Source organism: Lentzea sp. NPDC051213 (assembly GCF_044455585.1).
Classification (GTDB): domain Bacteria; phylum Actinomycetota; class Actinomycetes; order Mycobacteriales; family Pseudonocardiaceae; genus Lentzea.
In genome coordinates this window covers 370,824-389,664 of the sequence record NZ_JBITEX010000006.1, presented here as the reverse complement: position 1 = coordinate 389,664, position 18,841 = coordinate 370,824, and the positions used below count along the sequence as shown (strand labels likewise).

Below are 18,841 nucleotides of genomic sequence, written 5' to 3'. Positions count from 1 at the left end.
GGACGAACACTGTGATATTCCCCTCCGCAGCGACGAGGAAGGGAGGTTCCTCGCCGCAACCAAGAGGGGATCAACAAAATGAGAAAGGCCGGTTTTTTCGGCGCGCTCCTGGCTGCCGCGGCACTTGTCGCCGTCACCGTCGCCAGTTCCGCCTCGGACACCCAACCCGCTGAGTCGACCACGAACACCCAGGCGATCATCGGACCCTGCACCACCGGCTGCTGATCGAACCCGACAGCCAGTCCGATGTCTTCCGGAAAAGACGATCAGGCCCGCGCCGCAAAAGGCATGGCCTTCACCGGCGCCGCACTCGGGGTAATTCTTCTGGCGACCACGCTCGTCCAGTTGCCCGCCGATCTGGTCGGTGCGCGAATCAGCGCCCAGCGGGAGACTTTCCGGTTGTTCTGGCCGCAGGGAATGCAGCTCTTCACCAATGCGGCGGGGCGTGAGTTCACGGTCGCCTACCACCACGACGAGGCCACCGGCACGTTCGTCCCGATCACCCGCACCGCGGGCGACCGGGCCTACCTGCGAGGCGTGGACCGCGGGTCTTACGCCGACCTCGTCCGGTTGCTGGCCACCGTGAACGAGCTCCCCGCCGATGCCTGGCACGACTGTGCGGCGGCGACGGTCGCCGACTGCGCCGCCGTCCTGCCCAAGGCCGACCGGCTGGCTCTGACCAGCCGGTTCTCGCCTGACGTGCCCTGCGGCAGCACGGTCTTCACCATCGAACGCCCCCACCGGGACACACCGCCGGCCCGCCGCGTCGTGCGCGTCGCGGCCGTGGACCTGACATGCGCACCGCGGTAGCCCGCGCCCTGGCGTTCGAGCCGCGCACGCTCACCCTCGGCGCCGCCCGATCCCTGATCGCGCTGGCCGAACTGAGCGTTCTCGCATTCACCTCTGATACCGACCTGTTCCCCGCTGTGCCGAATGGACCAACGGGCCCGCGATGCGACGGGCTGCGCGTCCTTTCCCTCTGGTGCGTCAGCTCCTCGCCTGCCGGTCTGACTGTTTCCCGAATCTTGACAATGGCCGTGCTGGTGCTCGCCGCCTCGGGCTATCGCCCCCGCTGGACGTGCATTCCGCACTGGTACGTGACCTTCAGCCTGGCGGCCGCGATCCACGTGCCGAACGGCGGCGAGAACGTGGCCAAGATCCTCACTCTCCTGCTCATCCCGCTGTGCCTGGCGGATGATCGAATCTGGCATTGGAGACGCCCGGCGACACCATTGCCCGCATGGTGGAGAGGTAACGCATATGTCGCCCACCTGGTAATCCGCCTGCAGGTCGTCATCGTCTACGGACAGGCGGTCTGGCTCAAAATCGTGGAACCGGAATGGCGGGCCGGCAGCGCAATGCATTACATCATCCAGGACGCATACTTCGGATCCACGCCGGAACTGGCGTCGTTCCTGGAAACAGGTGTTTTCGCCGGTTGGCTGATACCCGTGGCCACCTGGGGAACGGTGATCCTCGAAACGGCGATCGTGGTGTGCGTGATCGGGAATCCGAAAATTCGCCGTGCCGCACCACCCCTGGCCGTCGTCCTGCACGGCGGGATCATCATCGCGCTCGGCCTGGTCAGCTTCGGCCTGGTGATGATCAGTCTGGTGGCGGCCGCGAGCTCCTACCGCGCGGAGACCCCGCTCTGTCCCAAGTGGCCACGTCGATCCGCGCGGCGATCGCGGGCTCGGCCAGCGGCATCGGCCGACCCCGTCGATCACACGCGCTAGCGTGGCCGCATGCCACAGATCACCGTCGAGTACTCCGCCGAGGTGCGCGAGGCGTTCGACCGCCGCGCCTTCGCCCTCGCCCTGCACCAGGCGTTGTCACCGCTGGTCGACGCGGAGGTGGCCGCGTTCAAGACGAGGTTCCGCCAGATCGAGGAGTCCGTCATCGGCGACGGCTCCCCCGCCGCGATGGTGCACATCCGGATCGGCCTGCTGTCCGGGCGGGCGGCGGAACTCAAGCAGGAAGCCGGTCGCACCGGCATCGAACTCGCCCAGCAGCACTTCAAGCCGGTGGACGGGCTCACCACCCAGCTCACCCTCGAGGTGTACGACCTCGATCGCGAGCAGTACCAGAAGCGCGTCAGCTGACCGTCGTTCGGAGTACGGGGGCGCCGCCGAACGGCGTTCTGTACTCGATGCAGATGATCGTTCGGTGGCGCGTTCGCGGTGTCCACAGGTAGAGATGCAGTGGGCTTACATCGGAGAGGGAGAGAACGGGGCGACGACGACACTGGGGGTCCGATGACCGCACGGAGCAAGGCAAAACTGGGTGTCGACCTGGACGAGCTGCGGCTGCTGGTCGGCATGTCCTACCGCGAGCTGGCGCGCCGCACCGGCTGCGCCCGCAGCACTCTGCACGACGCGTTGACCGGACGCCGGTTTCCCCGGCTGGACACGGTTCTGGCGATCGCCCTGGCCTGTGGTGGGGACACCGCGAGCTGGCGGAAGCGCTGGGTCGCCGCCAGCAGGCGGGCGCCAGTCAGCCAGCCTCAGGTCCCTCACGCGCCGCGGACCGCTCCGACGATGTCGCGGCAGTCGACCAGGCCGAGCTGACGGGAGTCCTGCGACCGCGGGTTGTCCCCCACCACAGCAACGAAACCGGCCGGTACCTGGGGCACGCCGGGCAGGGTGGGGGCGAGCCAGTCCGGCACCGGGTCGCCGGCGACGGCCGCCACCCGCTTGATGCGGTGCGGCAGCTCCTCGTCCGGCACCCGGAACACGATCACCTCACGGCGGCGCGGTGCTCTGCGCAGCCGGCGGGCGAGGAGCTGCTGGCCGTCGTGCAGGGTCGGCGACATGCTGTTGCCCCGCACGGTGATCCTGACCCACCACATCAGCGCACCCTCGCATCCTGGTAACCGTCCGCCTGCAGGCGGAACAGGCGGGCGTACTCGCCACCGGCGTCCATCAGCTCGTCGTGGTCGCCCTGCTCGGCGATCCGGCCGCCGACCAGGGTCACGATCAGGTCCGCGCCGCGCAGCGCGGCCATCCGGTGGGAGATCAGCAACCTGGTCCGGCCCTCCGCGTGCCGTCGCAGGGTGTCGTGCACCCGGTGTTCCCCTTCGGCGTCGAGGCCCGACGTCGGTTCGTCGAGGATCATCAGCGCGGCGTCGGTGCGCATCAGGCACCGGGCCAGCGCCACCCGTTGCCACTGCCCGCCGGACAGGGTCACGCCCGTGCGTTCCTCATCCGCGTGGGTCCTGGACAGCACGGTGTCGTACCCGTTCGGCAGCGCTGCCAGCGTGTCCGCGACACGGGCCGCCTCCGCCGCCGCGACGATCCTGGACCGGTCACCGAGCTCCCGGATCTGCCCGATGCCGATGTTCTCCGCCGCGGTCAGGTCGTAGGCCATGAACTCCTGGAACACCACGCCGATCCGCGCCCGCAGCGCCGCGAGGTCCAGCTCGCGGATGTCCGTGCCGTCCCACGTGATCGTGCCCCGCTGCGGGTCGTAGAATCGGCACAGCAGCTTCACCAGCGTGCTCTTGCCCGCGCCGTTCACGCCGACCAGTCCGACGGCCGCGCCGGCCGGGATGGTCAGGTTCACCCCGCGCAGCACCCACGGACCGTCCTCCGCGTACCGGAACCAGACGTCCCGCAGCTCGATCGTCGCCATCGTGGGCGGGGTGCCCGTACCCGGCGGCAGGTCGTCGTCAGTGCCGATGACGTCGAGGTAGTGCCCGAACAACCGCACCGCACGCCCGGCCTCACCGAGTTGCAGCACCACTCCGGACAGCCCGGTCTGCACCCCCGCGACCGCACCCAGGAACAGCACGAGATCACCGACCGAGGACCGGCCGCCCACGACGTTCACCGCCACCACGACCGTGCCCACACCGGCCACGACGGCGCCGAGCAACGCGAGACCGCTCTGCACCACCGTCCCCCGGCGCGCGGCCCTGAGGCGCGCACCGGACACCATCGCCAGCGAGTCGACCATCCTGGTGTGCAGCAGCGAACCGAGCCCGAACAGCCGGATCTCCTTGGCCGCGCGGACATCCGTGAGCAGCGCGCGGTAGAACAGGCGGCGCCGGTCGGTCGCGACCCACGCTTCTTCCGTGGCCGCCTCACGCCGAGCGGTCGCCAGTCTGGCGAGCACGGCCGTCACCACCGATGCGAGCAGGAGCAACGTCATCGGCGGCCACACCACCAGCAGTGCGCCGGCGAAACTGCCGAGCAGCACGACCGAGCGGATCAGCTCCTGGGCGAACTGCGAGATCGTGCCGGGCGCCTCCTGCGCCGCCTGCTCGGCGAGCCGCAACCGGTCGTGGAACGCGGGGTCCTCGAGGTGACGCAGTCCCGGCAAGGTGGCGACCCGGCGGAACAGCCTGCTCTCCACGGTCAGCGTGACCCGGTGCTGGACGATCTCCCCGAGGTGACCGCCGAGGTAGAGCAACGCGATGGCGAGCCCGCCGACGAGGGCCGCGGCGACCGCGAGGAACGCCGCCCGCTCACCGGTCGCCGTGCCCGAGGTGAGCTCGTCGACCAGCAGCATCGTCAGCCAGGCACCGCTCGCCGGCGCGGCACCGGCGACCACCGTGAGCACGAGCGTGACGGTGGCGGCCACCGGCGCGGCCCGGAAGGGCACCGCGAGTGCCGCGGCGGCGTTGCGGATCATGCCACCGGCGCCGGCACACCGGCGAAGTCGTCGAGCCGGATCCCGGACGCGGTCACCACGCCGCCGTGTGTGTGCAGCAGAGTCGGGAACGCCACGACGTCGAACGCGGACAGCACGGGGTCATCGGTGCCGACGACGGCGACCCGCCCGAGTCCACTGACCTTCGCGGCCAGCCGCGCGGTCGCCTCCGGGTCGGTCAGGTCACCATCCACAATGGACACGAACCGGGCTGCGGGCGGATCGGCCAGGAGCGCGTCGCTGAGGGTGCGGCACGGCCCGCAGCCGACCGAGAAGAAGCCGACCTGCACCGGGCCGTCGAGGTCCGCCTCCGTGAACGCCACACCCTCGGTGTCGGTGACCGAGAACGGCCGGATCACGAGCCCTGGCCGCGGCAGGTTCGAGTCGCGCTTCGGGGTGTCGCGCTCCTGCAGCTCGCGAATCCGCGCCACCAGCCCATAGGTGAACAGCAGGTGCAGCGCGACCACGACGGCGAGCAGCACGACGGCAATCGTGAGCAGTGTCAACGGTTCCTCCCAGGAAGCGGGTGGCGTCACGAACGCACCGGCGACGGCGACGGCAATCAGAAAGCCGTTGCGCACCAGGTGTTTGGGCCCGAGCACATCACCGCCCGCACCGAAACACCGGCAGCGGACGGCTTCTCTGCCGCGGATGGCGAGAACGATTCCGGCGCAGAACACCGAAAGCAGCGCCACGGCGACCGCGTAGCCGAGACCCGTGCCAGGAACGGCAAGCAGCACGACGGCAGCCGCCTCCCCCAGGAGGATCGCCTTCGCGACGAGCGGGGCGGGCAGCCACGGCGGCGCGATCGCGGCGACCGAGTCGCGGAACTCGGCGAACCCCTGCCGGGTGCGCAGCTTGCCGGCGACCGCCACCAGGAAGACGGCGGCGAGCAGCACGCGGGCGATCAGATCGAACACGAGGACCTCCGGCTCGTGCGGGGTGCCGGCGGACTGCTGCCGCCGGCACCCCGTTGTGTCACTTGCAGGTCGTGCTCCTGGTCGAGCAGATGCCGTTGCAGTTGAAGCGGTAGCCCTTCTTGCAACACTGGCCGTGCTCCGGCACGCAGGCACCGGCATCGATCTTCGGCAGCACAAGTCCGACGAGCCGCTCTCCGGCCAGCTGTGCGAAACGCTTCATGGTCCGTTCCCTCCCTGATGATCGACAGGACGGGATCCACGCTGGCCTGGGGCGGCCGGGAGCGGAAGGCATCTCGGACGAAGTCGGACAGGCTCGGACACGGCCGTGCCCACGTTGCGGTCAGCACCAGCGTCACCCTTTCGGGGAATTTAGCTCACGATCGAGTATTAGTTCCGACGCATTATCAGCAATAGGTGAACACCTATCCCTCTAATGGGTCTCACCATTAGCGGACCGTATTCTTCGGGGCCCCTGACAAGAGAGGTCCCCGCATGCCCGGCTATCTCGAGCTCGCCATCTCGACGACGCTCTACGGCCTGGGCATCGTCGCCCAGACCATCGCCGCACAGCGCGCGGACACCAGGCCGGGAGCCGGGCTGGGACTGCTCGCCCGGCTGGCGAAGGACCGCCTGTACCTGCTCGGATTCGCCGGCCAGGTGGGTGGTTTCGGATTCGCGTTTCTCGCTCGCGCGTCACTGCCGCTGTATTTGGTGCAGGCGGGTTCGTCGTGCGCGGTCGGGCTCGCCACCGCGTTCGGCCTGCTGGTGCTGAAATGGCGGGTGCGGCCGTTGGAGATCGCCGTGCTCGTGACGATGGCGGCCGGACTCGTCCTGCTCGCCGCCGCGTCGGAATCGTCGGTGGCGCACGACATCCCCACGGTGCCGGGTCTTGTCCTGCTCGGACTGCCGTTGCTCGCGGTGGTGCTCGCCTCGCGCGCGGTCGGGGGACGCAACGCGGTGCTCGTGTCGGTGCTCGCCGGCACGGCTTTCGCGGTGGTCGCGATCATCAGCCGGTCGGTCGCGGACGAAGCGGTGTTCGACATGCTGCTGCACCCGTTGACGTGGTTGATGATCGTGGCGGCGTTCGTCGGCCAGTCCTGTCTCGCCGTGGCGCTGCAACGCGGCACGGCCACCTCGTCGGTCGCGTCGATGGACGCGACGACCGTGGTGCTCACGTCCGTTGTCGGCGTCGCGTTGCTGGGCGACCGGATCACACCGGGCTGGGAGTGGGCGGTCGGCGCGGGCATGGCCCTCGTCGTGGCCGGTGTGCTGGCACTGGGCTTCCCGGTGCGCGCCAAGGCGAAGACGGCCGAGGTGGCCGGGTGAGAACCGCGAGCGTCTCGCTGGACCTGGACAACCTGTGGGCGTACCTCAAAACCCACGGCAACCCGGACTGGGAGCACCGGCCGAGTTTCCTCGGCACCGCCGTGCCCCGGCTGCTGGACGTGTTCGGCGAACACCGGCTCACGACCACGGTGTTCGTGGTCGGTGCCGACGCCGCACGTGACGACGGCGCGCAGGCGGTCAGCGACATCGTGGCGGCGGGGCACGAGGTGGCGAACCACTCGTGGGGGCACGAACCCTGGCTGCACCGGTACTCCCCCGCCGAGCTCGAGGCGGAACTGGTCCGCACCGAGGACGCGATCACCGCGGCGGGTGCGCCCCGGCCGGTCGGGTTCCGCGGTCCCGGGTACAGCGTCACCCCGGCACTGGTCGAGCTGCTCGCCGCACGCGGCTACCGCTACGACGCGAGCACCTTGCCCACGTGGATCGGCCCGCTGGCCCGCGCCTATCACAACCGCACGGCGCAGACCGGCGACTCGGACGACCTCTTCGGCGGCTTCGGCAAGGTGCTCGCCCCCAACACGCCCTATCGCTGGCGCGGCACCGGCGTGGTGGAGCTGCCGGTGACGACCATGCCGCTGGCGCGCGTCCCGATCCACGGCGCGTACCTGTTGCAGCTGCACCAGATCTCGCCCCGGCTCGCCCGCGGCTACTTCCGCACGGCGCTGCGGTTGTGCCTGCTGACCGGCACCGCGCCGTCGTTGCTGTTGCACCCCACCGACGTGCTCAGCGGCGCGGAGGCACCGGGGATGGAGTTCTTCCCCGGCATGGCGGTACCCGGCGCGCAGAAGGCGGAGCTGCTCGGCTGGGTGCTCTCCCTGCTGCGGCGGCACTTCGACGTGGTCGGCACCGGTGAGCACGTCGAACGGCTCGGGCTGCTGCGGGAACGCCGCACGGAGTTGTGCGGATGAGGTTGCCGCTGTGCGTGCTCGCGTGCGCGACGGTCGCTCTGGCACCGCTGGAAGGCCAGCTGCAGCAGGTGCACCCGCACCTCGGCAAGGTGGCGCCGGCGTTGCTGATCGGCACGTGGGCCGCGCAACGGGTGCGGGAACGCCGCCTGCCCGCACCACATCCGCTGCACGGCCTGCTGGCGGTGTTCGCCGCGGTGCTCCTGGCGTCGTCCGCGATCCACGCCGGTGATCCGTTCACCCTGGACTACGCCCAGCGGTTCGTGCCGTTCCTGGTGATCACCGCGGTGCTCGCCGACGTCGTGGCGCGCGAGGTCCCGGTCCGCACGGTGCTCGCGGCGGCCGTCGGCGGCGCCGGGCTCGCGGCGGTGGGTGCGTTGTACAGCCTGGTCTTCGAGGGCGCGTCACGCGCGAGCGGTCCGCTGGAGGATCCCAACGATCTCGCGTACTTCCTCGTGGTGGCGCTGCCGTTGCTGATCGCGTTGCCTCGCGGGAGGGCCCGGTGGCTCTTGATGCTCACCGGCGCCGTGCTCGCGGCAGGCGCGGCGGCCACGTTCTCCCGCGGTGGCGCGCTCGCGCTGGCCTGCGCCGTCGCCTGGCTGGTGGCACGACGTGGGGTGTCGGTGCGTGCGATCGCGGTTGCGGCCGGCGGTCTCGCGGTCATCGGGCTCGGCGCGATGGTCTTCGCCGGTCCGGCGTTGGATCGCGCGCTGGCGGAGAAGTCCTACATCGCCGGGACCAATGTGGACACTCGCGAGCTCCGCTGGCAGGCCGCCGCCAGGATGATGGCCGACCACCCGGTGATCGGGGTGGGGCCGGGAGGGTTCCGCAGCGAGTACGTGGCGGCCTCGCGCAACGCCGAGATCGACGAGCAGTCACCGGTGGCGCACAACATCTACCTGGAGATCGGCGCCGAGCTCGGCCTGCCCGGTCTCGCGTGCTTCCTCGGGGCGGTCGCGCTGGCCTTCGTGGCGACGGAACGCGTGCTGCGGGTCAGCGAGGACCGGCGTCCGATGCTCGCGGTCCAGGCGTCGCTGATCGCCGCGCTGGTCGCCTCGACGTTCCTGTCCGAGCAGTACTACCTGCCCATCTGGTCGCTGATCGCTGTCGCGGTCGCGGCCGAACTGCGCGGTGCCGGTCGCTTCGGCATTCCTGCCCGAGCACCGAACGGTCCGCCTGGCATCGCCGACCGGCACGCCGGGTTCCTCACCAACGGCCCACAGCGCGGTCCTGCCAGAGCACTGCCTGCCCATCTGGTCGCTGATCGCGGCCGAACTGCGCCGCGAGGAGCGTGAAAGCGATGCGTGTGCTGCACGTCATCAGTGAGATGGGTGCCGGAGGCGCCGAAGCCGTGGTCGCGGGCATGGTGCGGTCCGGTGGCGACTTCGGCTGGGAGTCGGGTGTCGCGAGCGGCGGCGGGCATCGCGCGGAGGCGTTGCGGGCACAGCGGGTGCCGACGTACGACCTGCCCGTGGCCCGGCGCCGGGCGACCGGTGTACTGCGCGCGGTCGCGGCGGCCCGCAGGGCGATCCGCGGTTTCCGGCCGGACGTCGTCCTCGCGCACAACGTGTCGGCGAGCCTCGTCTCCCGGCTCGCCGCGGGGAGGACCCCGGTGGTGTCGGTGTTCCACGGCGTCGCCGAGACGGATGTTCGTGGCGCGGCACGGATTCTGCGCCGCACCTCGCGCGCCGTGGTCGCGGTCGCGGACGCGAGCGCCTCGTTGTTGCGCGCCAGGGGCGTTGCCGTGGAGGTCATTCCCAACGCGGTGTTCGCGGAACCCCCGCGAGTGCACCGCGGGGCGATCCGCGGCCTGCTCGGTCTCGGGCCCGACGTGCCGGTGGCTCTGTGCCCCGCTCGGCTCGAGCCTCAGAAGCGGCACGACGTGCTGCTGGAGGCGTGGACGCTGGTCGCGGGCGCCGTCCTGCTGCTGGCGGGTGACGGCAGCCTGCGCGCCGAGCTCGAACTGCTCGCCGAGGAACTCGGGGTGGCGGACCGCGTGCGCTTCCTCGGCACCCGGTGCGACGTCCCCGATCTGCTGGAGGCCACCGACGTCACGGTGCTGACCAGCGACTGGGAGGGCATGCCGATCGCCGTGCTGGAGTCGCTCGCCGCTGGCCGCCCGGTCGTCGCGTCCGATGTGGACGGTGTGCGCGAGGTGCTGTCCGGTGGCGGCGGCGTGCTGGTGCCCCGGCGCGACCCGAAGGCCGCCGCGGCCGCGTTGGCGAAGTTCCTCTTCGACTCGAACGCCCGTGCCGCCGCGGCCGAGGCCGGTCGTGCCGCCGTCGAACGCGACCACGACCCGCACACCCAGATGAAGAAGTACGACGAGCTGCTCAGGACCACCGTGGGAGGACGACGGTGAACAGAAGTGCCCGCGCCGCACTGGAAGCATCGGCGGTGGCGCTCGTCGTCGCCGTGCTCGTGCTGGCGGTGACCTCGCTGCGCGGCGAGCAGTACGAGAGCCGGGTCGCGCTGCTGGCCGTGCCGGCGACGCAGACCGACTCCGCCGCCCAGTACGGCGAAGTGACCTCGCTGGCACTGCCGGCGATCGCCCAGCTGGTGCACAGCGCGACCGTGCTGGAGGCGGCCGCGCACGCGGCGGACAGCACCCCGCGCGAGATCGCGGACGGCGTGGCCGTGGAGCTGGTGCCCGCGTCAGGTCTCGCGCGCCTGTCCGTGCGCGCCGGGTCGGCCGAGCAGGCGAGCGCCGCCGTGTTGGCCGTGGCCAAGGCGGTGGCGGAAGCGAACCTGCTCGCACCGGCCGGCCGGTTGCGCGTGCTCGAGGAACGACCGGACACCACGAGGGTGGCGCCGGACTGGAAGCTCGCGGCGGGACTCGCGCTGGCCGCGGCGCTCGCGGCGGCGATCGCCACCGTCGCGCTGCGCTCCCTGCGCAGGCCGCGCACCGGTGAGGCCGCCGTGCGAGCAGCGGCGGAGGCGGCGGGGGTACGCCACCCGTTCGCTCTCGTGCGCGAGGACGACCCCGGTCTGGTCGACCGGCTCACCGCGTTGTGCGTCGCGGCGGCCCGTCCGGTGCGGGTGATCGCGTCGGATTCCGGGCTCACCGCGCAGGCCGAGGCGCTGGCGCTGGCGTTGCCGGACAAGACGGGTGAGCCCGGGGAAGGTACGGCCGTGGTCGCGGTGACGGGGAACGAGCGTGAGCCGGGGGATCTGACGGCGGCGTTGGCCGTGCTTCCTGCTTCGGCGGTGCTGGTGGCGGTGGTGCTGACGTGATCACCACGACCAAACCCAGTGCCCGCACGATCGTCACCGTCCTGGTGGCCGTCTTCGGCGCGATGAGCGCCGCCCGCGCCCTGCGCCCGGCCTGGGAGGTCCCCACCCCCACCGAGGACAACCTGACCGAGGAACGCCTCCAGGACTTCCGGGACGCGCTGTACTTCCCGATCCGCGAGTTCCTGGCGGGAGGCAACCCGTACGACCCGGCGGCGATGTTCGCGCATTGGCCGGTACGCCAGAACTTCAACCTGTACCAGCCGTACCACCTGGTGCTGCACCTGCCGTTCGCGTTGCCCGACTACCGGATCGGCGCGGTCGCGTTCACGCTCGCCTCCTTGCTGCTGCTGGGAGTTCTCGCACTGCTGGCCGCCCGCAACGCGAAAATGCCGCTCGTGCTCGGCACGGTGGCGATCGCGGCCCTGCTGGTGACGAGCCAGGTCGGCAAGGCCCAGCTGTACGTGGGCCAGGTCAACCCGTTGATCGCTGTCGGGGCCGCGGGTGCGCTGATGGCGCGGTCCAGCCATCCGCGGCTCGCCGCGCTCGGGCTGGCGGTGGCGTGGCTGAAGCCGCAATTCGGGCTGCCGCTGGCGATTCTGCTGTTCGCCCGCGGTTCCCGGCGGGTGGCGCTCGGCGGCACGGCCATCGCCGCGCTGGCGAGCCTGCCCGTGGTGGCGTTGCTCGTGTACCGGGGTGGTGGCGTCGGGCCGTTCCTCGAGGTGATCTCGGCGAATCTCGCACACGCTAGCGGGACGACCTACGGCGCCGTTGATTCCATGACGGCGCAACGGGTGGATCTTCCCGCGGTGTTCTTCCGCGTCACTGAAGCGTTGCCTCCGGCGGCCGAACTCGCGGCGCTGGTGGGTGTGCTCGCGGTGACGGCGGTGCTCGCCAGGAAGCTCGACCGCGGTGACCAGGACAGCCGGTCGATCGCGGACCTGGTCACGGGCGTCGGGCTGGTGGTGGCGCTGGTGCACCAGCCAGGGGACGTGCTGATCGCCGTGCCGGCCATGGCCGCGGTCGCGGTGGTGTGCTGGCGGCGCAGGAAGGAACGGGACTGGCGGCTCGCCGCGATCGCGCTGCTGGCGCTGCTGGTTCCGTTCGCGCACCTGTACTTCGTGAACACGGCGGTCGCCGGGCTCTTCGGGCACCGGGTGGACGTGACGGTGGACGGGGTGGCGATCGTCGTGGCCTGGGTGCTGCTCGTCGTCGCGGCCAGGCGAAAGATCGCATGACGAACCGGATCGGTGAGCGGGCGGTCCGCGGGTCGCTGTGGCTCTTCGCGGTCAACGTGGTCAGCAAGGGCTGTCAGGTCGCGGTCACGCTGGTGCTGGCGGCCTTGCTCACCGAGCAGGGGCTCGGCACGGTGGCGCTCGTCGTGTCCGTGGTCAACATCGGCCAGGTCGTGCAGTCCGCCGGTGTCTACGACGTGATCAGCCGGACCGACCGTGATCCGCGGCTGCTCGCGGGGACGGTGCTCACGCTGAGCGCGGGCGGCGGGGTCGTCCTGGCCGCGCTGGTGTTGCTGACCGCCGGCCCGTTGGCCCAGGCGCTCGGCACCCCGGACGCGGCGGGACTGTTGCGGCTCGCCGCGATCAGCCTGCCGTTCACGGCCATCGGCGGCGTGCAGATGGCGGTCATGCACCGCGATCTCGACTTCCGGCGCCGGATGCTGCCCGACGCGGGCGGCATGATCCTGGGCTCGGCCGTCACGATCGTGCTGGCGGCACAGGGCGAAGGCCCGCTCGCGATGGCGGCCGGGCTGGTGTGCACGGCGGTCGCCCAGCCGGTGCTCGCCGTAGTCGCCGGGGCGCGGCTGCGGCCGCGCTGGAACCGGGAAGCCGCGACCGAGGCGTTGCGCTGGACGTCGGTCGTCGGCCCCGGCGCGGCGGTCGCCACGCTGCTGATCAACGTCGACTACCTGACGATCGGTCACGTGCTCGGGCCGTCCGCCGTGGGCGTGTACTCGCTCGCGTTCCGGATCGCCTGGATGCCGTACATCCTCGTCGCCGTCGTGCTGGGCGGTGTCATGTTCCCGGTCTGCGCCCAGCTGGTCCGAAGTGGACAGAGCGTCTCCGGTGCCGTGCTGCGGTTCACCAAGGCGACGTTGATGATCACGGGCGGCCTCTACGCGGTCACCGCGCTGCTGGCGGACCGCGTGGTGCTGTTCGGCGAACGCTGGGCGCCCGCCGCTCCGGTGCTGGCCGTGTTGTGCGCCTACGGACTCGGCCTCGGGTTGCTGCACACCTGGTACCAGGTCGTGCGGGCCGCCGGGCACGCACGTTGGTACCTGGCGCTGGAGGTCACCCACCTGGTGGCGTTGCTCGGCGCGCTGGCGTTCACGACGCGCCTGGGTGTGCTGGCCGTGGCCATCGCGCAGGCCGTGATCGTGTGGCTGCTCGTGCCGATCACCTGGCGCGTGCTCACCAAGCACGGCCTCGCCTTCCCGCTGCGCGAGCTGACCCGCGTGGCCGGCGGACTGCTCGTCGCGGGCGTGAGCTGTGTGCTCGTGGCCCGCCTGCTGCCCGAGGGTGGCGTGGCGAGCGCCGTGTTCGGCGGGCTGGTGCTGCTCGGGGTGTACGCGGCGATCACGGTGCCGGTCAACCGCGACGCGGTGCGCGAGCTGCGCGGGAGCCTGTCATGAGGGTCGTGCACGTGACGCAGCCGGTGACCGCGGGTGTCGCCAGGGTCGTGCTGGATCTGGCTTTGGCACAACGGGATGCCGGGTGGGACATCGCCGTCGCCTGCCCGGAGGGTTGGCTGCCGGACCAGTTGCGGACGGAAGGGATCGAGGTGCGGCCGTGGCGGGCGACGCGCTCCCCCGGACCCGGCTCGCTGCTGGAGACGGTCCGGTTGCGCGCACTCGTGCGTGACGCGGATCTGGTGCACCTGCACAGTTCGAAGGCCGGGCTCGCGGGCAGGCTCGCGACGCGCGGCCGGACGCCGACGATCTTCCAGCCGCACCTGTGGTCGTTCCAGGTCGCGGACGGGCCGCTGGCACGGCTGTCCAAAGGTTGGGAGGCCATGGCTTCCCGGTGGACGCACCAACTGGTGTGCGTGAGCGACGACGAACTCGCCGCCGGTCGCGCGGCGGGGGTGTCCGCGCCGGCCGAGGTCGTGTGCAACGGCGTCGACACCATGCGACTGCTGCCGGTGGACCGCACCAAAGCGCGGCAGCGTCTCGGACTGGACGACCGGCCGACCGCGGTGTGCGTCGGCAGGCTGGCGCCGCAGAAGGGCCAGGACCTGCTGCTCGCCGCCTGGCCCGCGGTGCTCGCGGAGGTGCCGGACGCCCGGCTCGTGCTCGTCGGTGACGGTCCTATGAGGACGGTCTGGTCCTGCGACCACGAATCCGTTGTCTGGTGGGGCCACAGCGACGCCGTCGCGGACTTCTACTCGGCGGCGGACGTCGTGGTGCTGCCGTCACGTGCCGAAGGCATGGCGTTGGTACCGTTGGAAGCCATGGCGTGCGGGCGTTCCGTCGTCGCGTTCGACGTCGCCGGGGTGCGGCAGAGCGTCGGTGACGCCGGTGCCGTCGTGGCCGGGGGTGATGTCACCGCCCTGGCCCGCGCGCTCGCCGCGCGCCTCGCGGATCCGTCGCTGGCCAGCTTCGAGGGTCTCACCGGACGGCGGCGCGCCGAGGCGTTGTTCGACCGCGGCCGGATGACCGACCAGATCATCACGCTCGTCGAGAAGCTCGTCACCGGAGGTGTGTCATGAGGGTCGCGTTCGTGTTGACGCAGGACCGGGGTGGCCCGGTCGACGTCACCGTGCGGCTCGCCGCGGCGCTGCAGGCGTCCGGCGAGGCCGAGGTCAGGGTGTTCGGCCCGGTGCCGGCGCGGGACGCGGACCTGATCGCCGGCCGGCACGAGGAGATCTCCGTGCCGCGCAAGGGAGATCTGCGGGCGAGCCGGCGTGCTCGGGCAAAACTGCGGGCGTGGCGGCCGGACGTGGTGCACGCGCAGGACCGCCGCAGCGGGCTGGTGTGCGCCGGGCTCGGCGGTGACATCCGCGTCGTGCACACCTATCACGGCGTGCCGGACGACGTGAGCGAGCCCTGGTTCCGCGGTATCCCCGGGGCACGGCGGCCGTCGACGTACACGATGACGGTGCTGGCCGCGGACGCGCTGGTCGCGCGCCGCGTCGGCCGCACGGTGGTGCCCGCGCCCTCGATGGGCCGGTTCCTGTTCGACCGGCTGCGCGTGCCCGCCCAGCGCGTGACGCACATCGACAACTGCGTGGCGATCGGCCACGCTGAGCCACCCGCCGGGCCGGTGCGGCGCCTGCTGTTCGTCGGGCTTCTGGTGGAACGCAAGGGGTTGCCGGCACTCCTCGAAGCACTGCCGCCGAACGCGACGCTGACGGTGGCAGGCGACGGCCCGCAGCGCGCGAAGTACGAACAGCTCGCCGCGGGGCTGCCGGTCGAGTTCCTCGGTTTCCGCGCCGACGTTCCCGACCTGCTGCGCAAGCACGACGCCCTGGTGCTGCCCTCCACGATGGAACAGCAGCCCCTCGTGGTCGCCGAGGCGATGGCGGCGGGAAAACCCGTGGTGGCAACGGACACCGGTGGTGTGGCGGACATGCTCGACGCACCCGGAACCGCACGTTTCCTCGCCGCACCCGGCGACGTCGCCGCGCTGGGCAAGCAACTGCGGCGGCTTCTCGCCGACCCGGATCCCGCACGGACGGGCCGGTTGTTCGCGGCACGGGCACGCGAGCGCTTCAGCCCCGAAGTGTGCGCTCAGCGGCACCTGGAGCTGTACCGCAGCCTCACGTGACGGGCGCCGGCTCCGCCGGTTTCGTGGCGGTCGTGGTCGTGGTCGTCGGCGTGACCGGTGGTTTCGTGGTGGGCGAGGTCTTCGGCTTCAGCAGGACCTTGGCGTCCGCACCGGGCAACTCCAGCGGACCGGGCACCGCCGCACCGGCGATGTCGACCAGGCCCGGCGGCGGGGTCACCTGAATCGGCTTGGCGGTGGGGTTCACCACGACCCAGCCGTTGGTGAACCCGCGCGTCCACAGGCCGTTCGGCAACCGGTTCGCGGTCTCGACCGCCTCGCCCAGGCCCGCCTCCTGGTACGGCGACCAGGCGGGGTTGCGGTAGTCGGGGGTGGCGCCGTTCCAGCAGGTGTGCGGCCCGGCCAGCAGTGCCGCGGTCGCGTAGCCGACGCGTTCCTCGCGCGGGCTGGCCGTGTGCGTGACGAGCAGCAGCCACGACTCGCCGAGCGCGGCCTGGGCCCGCAGTTCCTTCCACTCGTTGCCGCGGAAGGTGAGCAGCTCACCGGAGCCGCCGTCGTCGCGCAGGCCGAAGTTCTCCTCCATCGCGCCGTCGTAGCGGGAGTGCGCGGTCCAGCGGCCCGGTCGCAGGTGCGACTCGGACACGTTGGGCACCAGCATCTTCCCCGCCTTGTGCAGCGCGTCGCCCGCGATGCCCAGGAACTCGTCGAAGCCGTCGCGCAGCAGGCGGTCCGTGGCCGTGGCGTCGGCGGTGCCCTTGAGCACGGCGGAGGAGTAGAACCTGAGCGAGCTGAAGTCGTTGTCCGCCAGCACGCCGTCCCACCCCTCGCGGACGACCTCGTCGACGACCGCGGTCGTCCAGGCGCGCTGGTACTCCGGCTTCCACACCGCCATCTGCCAGTGCTTCTCGTAGCCCTGCCACTCGATCCGCTGGTCCTTCGCGTCGACCGCGAACCAGTCGAGGTGGGCCTTCTCCGCGGCGACGTACCCGAGCCCGGTCGGCAGGTACTTCGCGTCGACGCCGTTGTCGACGGTGCCGGGGTAGTTGCGGGTGCTGGAGAAGTCCTTGTACACCAGCACTTTCACCTTGGGGTTCAGCTGCTTCAGCCGTTTGAGGGCCGCTGTCTCCCACGCGTTGAGCACCACGAGGGAGTAGTGCTCCGCGGCGAACCTGAGCTGCAACGCCGACGGCTTCGCCCCGATGGCGTACCACCACGCGCACGGCGCGAGCGGTTTCGGCTGGGGACCGGCGACGATCGAAGGATCGGGAGGGGCCACGAGGCTTTCGAGCGCGGCCCGCTCGGAGACCGGCACGGAGACGCACGCGGTCGTGGTGAACACCAGCACCACCACCAGAGCACGTGCGAGCACCCGGCCTGTCAGCGATTCCTTCGGCAAAACAGCTCACCCACTGTCAACAGCACGATTTTGACATCCAGCCACAACGACCAATTCGCGATGTAATAGTTGTCATACCGAGATCTATCGACGATCGAGGTGTCGCCCCTCAATCCGTGTACCTGGGCGAGCCCGGTCAATCCGGTCGGCACCCGATGGCGCGCCCAGTATAGTTCGTGGACCGCCGAGAACTGGCGAACGAAACCCGGCCTTTCCGGACGCGGTCCGACAATGCACATGTCCCCGCGCAGGATGTTCCACAGCTGCGGCAGTTCGTCGAGCGAGGTGCGCCGCAGGACCCGGCCGACCGGGCCGACGCGGGAGTCCCCCTCGACCGACCAGCGGACGTCGGAGTCGTCGACACCGCTCTGCCGGACGCTGCGCAGCTTGTAGATCACGAACTTCCGGTCGTCCATGCCCACGCGCACCTGCTTGAAGATGATCGGCCGGCCGCTCTCGAACAGCACCGCCAGCGCGCACACCAGCAGCAGCGGGGAGAGCACGGCGAGCGCGAACGCGGCGGCCGTCCGCTCCACGAACCTCTTGATCCACCAGGTCGGCCTGCTGGTCGGCGCGCTGCCCAGGCGCAGCAGCGGGTAGCTGCGCAGCCGCTCGACGTCCGGTCCGTCCTGGTGCAGCTCGAACATCCGCGGCACCACCAGCGTCGAACAACCGAGCCGGTGCGCCGTGACCGCGGCGTCGACCAGCGGTGAGTCGCGGGCGTGCGAGAACGCGATGACCACGGTCCCGACCCCGAGCCGCTTGATGGCGCCGGCCAGGTCCTCCTTCAGCAGTTCGGCGACCAGCTGCCGGTCACCGGGCGGTTCCGGATCGATGAACCCGACCGGGCGCAGGCCGTACTCGGGGTGGCGCAGCATGACCTCGGCGAGGTCGGCCCCCACCTGGCCGGCACCGACCACGATCGTGCGGTCGCACCGGTCGAACCGGCGCCGGCACCAGCGGCCGAACGCGAACACCACCAGCCGGGCAGGTTCACTCACCAGGGTGAAAGTCAGCACGTCCGCCTGCACCTGCGTCAGCAGCTCGGGCGGCGAGCCGCCGACCAGCACCGCGGTGCTCACCGCGGCGAAGGCGATCACGGTGGTGCCGAGCGACCGCGGCAGGTCGTGCAACCAGGCCAGCCACAACCGACGGCGGTAGATCCGCCCGCTGGCCCGCACGCCGAGCAGCGCACCCGCGAGCGCCAGCGTCCACACCGAAACCGGCCCGGCGGACCCGACCACGAGCAGTGCGACCACGTCGACCACGACGAGCAGCACCGCCACGCCGTTGACCCGGCCCAGATCGATCCGGCCCCGCGCGCGACTCGGCCGCGGCTCGTCCGGCACCGCGGCCATCGGAGCGGTCAGCTCTCCGGCGAACCACTCTTCCAGGGGAAGACTCATACCTGCTCGCGTCTCAACGCTTCGTCTCATTCGAGATCACCCGATCGAGATCAGCTGGCAGGAAAATGACCCGAGAATGACGGCAGAACGCCCCGTCGTCACCCGTTCGAGAAACACCCATACCCCTTTCGAATTACATCCAGGTCCGGTCCTGCCCCGTGCTTCCCCGCTGAAGCGAAAGTAAACCAGGGGGTGGCCCTCAAATTGCGGCCGCGCGTGCGAATAATTCTCGCCGCCGCACTGAGAC

At 71.0% G+C, this 18,841-nt stretch carries 19 protein-coding genes; 13 read left to right on the top strand and 6 right to left on the bottom strand.

Annotated features, from left to right (window positions below; translation table 11 throughout):
* The first annotated feature begins 246 nt into the window (after positions 1–246).
* The 4 genes from ACIA8G_RS27640 (at position 247) to ACIA8G_RS27625 (ending at position 2,567) form a co-directional block, all read left to right on the top strand.
* Positions 247–810: a hypothetical protein gene (locus ACIA8G_RS27640; protein WP_396421576.1), complete on the top strand. Its 564-nt coding sequence runs from the start codon at positions 247–249 to the stop codon at positions 808–810.
* Positions 795–1,736 carry a sporulation-delaying protein SdpB family protein gene (locus tag ACIA8G_RS27635; RefSeq protein ID WP_396421575.1) on the top strand — a complete coding sequence of 314 codons (942 nt, stop codon included), beginning with the start codon at positions 795–797 and terminating at the stop codon, positions 1,734–1,736. Before ACIA8G_RS27640 ends, ACIA8G_RS27635 begins: the two co-directional genes overlap by 16 nt.
* Before the next feature lie 9 nt (positions 1,737–1,745).
* On the top strand, positions 1,746–2,102 hold the full coding sequence (locus ACIA8G_RS27630; RefSeq protein WP_396421574.1) for a 5-carboxymethyl-2-hydroxymuconate Delta-isomerase: 357 nt from the start codon (positions 1,746–1,748) through the stop codon (positions 2,100–2,102).
* Between the two features lie 153 nt (positions 2,103–2,255).
* Positions 2,256–2,567 (top strand): helix-turn-helix domain-containing protein, encoded by a 312-nt coding sequence (locus ACIA8G_RS27625; RefSeq protein ID WP_396421573.1) that lies wholly within the window; start codon positions 2,256–2,258, stop codon positions 2,565–2,567.
* Here ACIA8G_RS27625 and ACIA8G_RS27620 read toward each other — a convergent pair.
* From ACIA8G_RS27620 to ACIA8G_RS27605, 4 genes are read right to left on the bottom strand one after another with little or no spacing between them, the layout of a single operon-like run.
* Entirely contained in the window at positions 2,513–2,848 is a 336-nt protein-coding gene (locus tag ACIA8G_RS27620; protein ID WP_396421572.1) for a S26 family signal peptidase, read from the bottom strand. The genes ACIA8G_RS27625 and ACIA8G_RS27620 overlap by 55 nt on opposite strands.
* Complete coding sequence (locus tag ACIA8G_RS27615; RefSeq protein ID WP_396421571.1) at positions 2,848–4,632, bottom strand: ABC transporter ATP-binding protein; 1,785 nt, start codon at positions 4,630–4,632, stop codon at positions 2,848–2,850. The genes ACIA8G_RS27620 and ACIA8G_RS27615 overlap by 1 nt, the downstream gene beginning before the upstream one ends.
* Complete coding sequence (locus ACIA8G_RS27610) at positions 4,629–5,570, bottom strand: MauE/DoxX family redox-associated membrane protein (protein ID WP_396421570.1); 942 nt, start codon at positions 5,568–5,570, stop codon at positions 4,629–4,631. Before ACIA8G_RS27610 ends, ACIA8G_RS27615 begins: the two co-directional genes overlap by 4 nt.
* A 58-nt stretch (positions 5,571–5,628) precedes the next feature.
* Positions 5,629–5,790, bottom strand: coding sequence for a hypothetical protein (locus tag ACIA8G_RS27605; RefSeq protein WP_396421569.1), 162 nt, complete (start codon positions 5,788–5,790; stop codon positions 5,629–5,631).
* A gap of 272 nt (positions 5,791–6,062) precedes the next feature.
* Here ACIA8G_RS27605 and ACIA8G_RS27600 point away from each other — a divergent pair, with 272 nt between their 5' ends.
* From ACIA8G_RS27600 to ACIA8G_RS27560, 9 genes are read left to right on the top strand one after another with little or no spacing between them, the layout of a single operon-like run.
* Positions 6,063–6,896: a hypothetical protein gene (locus ACIA8G_RS27600; protein ID WP_396421568.1), complete on the top strand. Its 834-nt coding sequence runs from the start codon at positions 6,063–6,065 to the stop codon at positions 6,894–6,896.
* Positions 6,893–7,825 carry a polysaccharide deacetylase family protein gene (locus ACIA8G_RS27595; RefSeq protein ID WP_396421567.1) on the top strand — a complete coding sequence of 311 codons (933 nt, stop codon included), beginning with the start codon at positions 6,893–6,895 and terminating at the stop codon, positions 7,823–7,825. The genes ACIA8G_RS27600 and ACIA8G_RS27595 overlap by 4 nt, the downstream gene beginning before the upstream one ends.
* Entirely contained in the window at positions 7,822–9,117 is a 1,296-nt protein-coding gene (locus tag ACIA8G_RS27590) for an O-antigen ligase family protein (RefSeq protein WP_396421566.1), read from the top strand. The genes ACIA8G_RS27595 and ACIA8G_RS27590 overlap by 4 nt, the downstream gene beginning before the upstream one ends.
* Positions 9,118–9,122: 5 nt before the next feature.
* Positions 9,123–10,184 carry a glycosyltransferase gene (locus ACIA8G_RS27585; RefSeq protein WP_396421565.1) on the top strand — a complete coding sequence of 354 codons (1,062 nt, stop codon included), beginning with the start codon at positions 9,123–9,125 and terminating at the stop codon, positions 10,182–10,184.
* Positions 10,181–11,056, top strand: a complete 876-nt coding sequence (locus ACIA8G_RS27580) for a hypothetical protein (RefSeq protein WP_396421564.1) — start codon at positions 10,181–10,183, stop codon at positions 11,054–11,056. The genes ACIA8G_RS27585 and ACIA8G_RS27580 overlap by 4 nt, the downstream gene beginning before the upstream one ends.
* Positions 11,053–12,291, top strand: coding sequence for a glycosyltransferase family 87 protein (locus ACIA8G_RS27575; RefSeq protein ID WP_396421563.1), 1,239 nt, complete (start codon positions 11,053–11,055; stop codon positions 12,289–12,291). The genes ACIA8G_RS27580 and ACIA8G_RS27575 overlap by 4 nt, the downstream gene beginning before the upstream one ends.
* A complete protein-coding gene (locus ACIA8G_RS27570; RefSeq protein ID WP_396421562.1) occupies positions 12,288–13,700 on the top strand; it encodes an oligosaccharide flippase family protein in 1,413 nt (470 codons plus the stop codon). The genes ACIA8G_RS27575 and ACIA8G_RS27570 overlap by 4 nt, the downstream gene beginning before the upstream one ends.
* Entirely contained in the window at positions 13,697–14,776 is a 1,080-nt protein-coding gene (locus ACIA8G_RS27565) for a glycosyltransferase (protein WP_396421561.1), read from the top strand. The genes ACIA8G_RS27570 and ACIA8G_RS27565 overlap by 4 nt, the downstream gene beginning before the upstream one ends.
* Positions 14,773–15,834, top strand: coding sequence for a glycosyltransferase family 4 protein (locus ACIA8G_RS27560; protein ID WP_396421560.1), 1,062 nt, complete (start codon positions 14,773–14,775; stop codon positions 15,832–15,834). The genes ACIA8G_RS27565 and ACIA8G_RS27560 overlap by 4 nt, the downstream gene beginning before the upstream one ends.
* Here the strand turns inward: ACIA8G_RS27560 and ACIA8G_RS27555 are convergent.
* Complete coding sequence (locus ACIA8G_RS27555) at positions 15,827–17,188, bottom strand: putative glycoside hydrolase family 15 protein (protein ID WP_396421559.1); 1,362 nt, start codon at positions 17,186–17,188, stop codon at positions 15,827–15,829. The genes ACIA8G_RS27560 and ACIA8G_RS27555 overlap by 8 nt on opposite strands.
* Positions 17,170–18,594 (bottom strand): exopolysaccharide biosynthesis polyprenyl glycosylphosphotransferase, encoded by a 1,425-nt coding sequence (locus tag ACIA8G_RS27550; RefSeq protein ID WP_396421558.1) that lies wholly within the window; start codon positions 18,592–18,594, stop codon positions 17,170–17,172. The genes ACIA8G_RS27555 and ACIA8G_RS27550 overlap by 19 nt, the downstream gene beginning before the upstream one ends.
* Positions 18,595–18,841: the final 247 nt, after the last annotated feature.

Bases quoted from the DNA above. Each gene is read 5' to 3' on its own strand.
- ACIA8G_RS27640 (WP_396421576.1), top strand. From the start codon at position 247: ATGTCTTCCGGAAAAGACGATCAGGCCCGCGCCGCAAAAGGCATGGCC.
- ACIA8G_RS27635 (WP_396421575.1), top strand. From the start codon at position 795: ATGCGCACCGCGGTAGCCCGCGCCCTGGCGTTCGAGCCGCGCACGCTC.
- ACIA8G_RS27630 (WP_396421574.1), top strand. From the start codon at position 1,746: ATGCCACAGATCACCGTCGAGTACTCCGCCGAGGTGCGCGAGGCGTTC.
- ACIA8G_RS27625 (WP_396421573.1), top strand. From the start codon at position 2,256: ATGACCGCACGGAGCAAGGCAAAACTGGGTGTCGACCTGGACGAGCTG.
- ACIA8G_RS27620 (WP_396421572.1), bottom strand. From the start codon at position 2,848: ATGTGGTGGGTCAGGATCACCGTGCGGGGCAACAGCATGTCGCCGACC.
- ACIA8G_RS27615 (WP_396421571.1), bottom strand. From the start codon at position 4,632: ATGATCCGCAACGCCGCCGCGGCACTCGCGGTGCCCTTCCGGGCCGCG.
- ACIA8G_RS27605 (WP_396421569.1), bottom strand. From the start codon at position 5,790: ATGAAGCGTTTCGCACAGCTGGCCGGAGAGCGGCTCGTCGGACTTGTG.
- ACIA8G_RS27600 (WP_396421568.1), top strand. From the start codon at position 6,063: ATGCCCGGCTATCTCGAGCTCGCCATCTCGACGACGCTCTACGGCCTG.
- ACIA8G_RS27590 (WP_396421566.1), top strand. From the start codon at position 7,822: ATGAGGTTGCCGCTGTGCGTGCTCGCGTGCGCGACGGTCGCTCTGGCA.
- ACIA8G_RS27585 (WP_396421565.1), top strand. From the start codon at position 9,123: ATGCGTGTGCTGCACGTCATCAGTGAGATGGGTGCCGGAGGCGCCGAA.
- ACIA8G_RS27570 (WP_396421562.1), top strand. From the start codon at position 12,288: ATGACGAACCGGATCGGTGAGCGGGCGGTCCGCGGGTCGCTGTGGCTC.
- ACIA8G_RS27565 (WP_396421561.1), top strand. From the start codon at position 13,697: ATGAGGGTCGTGCACGTGACGCAGCCGGTGACCGCGGGTGTCGCCAGG.
- ACIA8G_RS27560 (WP_396421560.1), top strand. From the start codon at position 14,773: ATGAGGGTCGCGTTCGTGTTGACGCAGGACCGGGGTGGCCCGGTCGAC.
- ACIA8G_RS27550 (WP_396421558.1), bottom strand. From the start codon at position 18,594: ATGAGTCTTCCCCTGGAAGAGTGGTTCGCCGGAGAGCTGACCGCTCCG.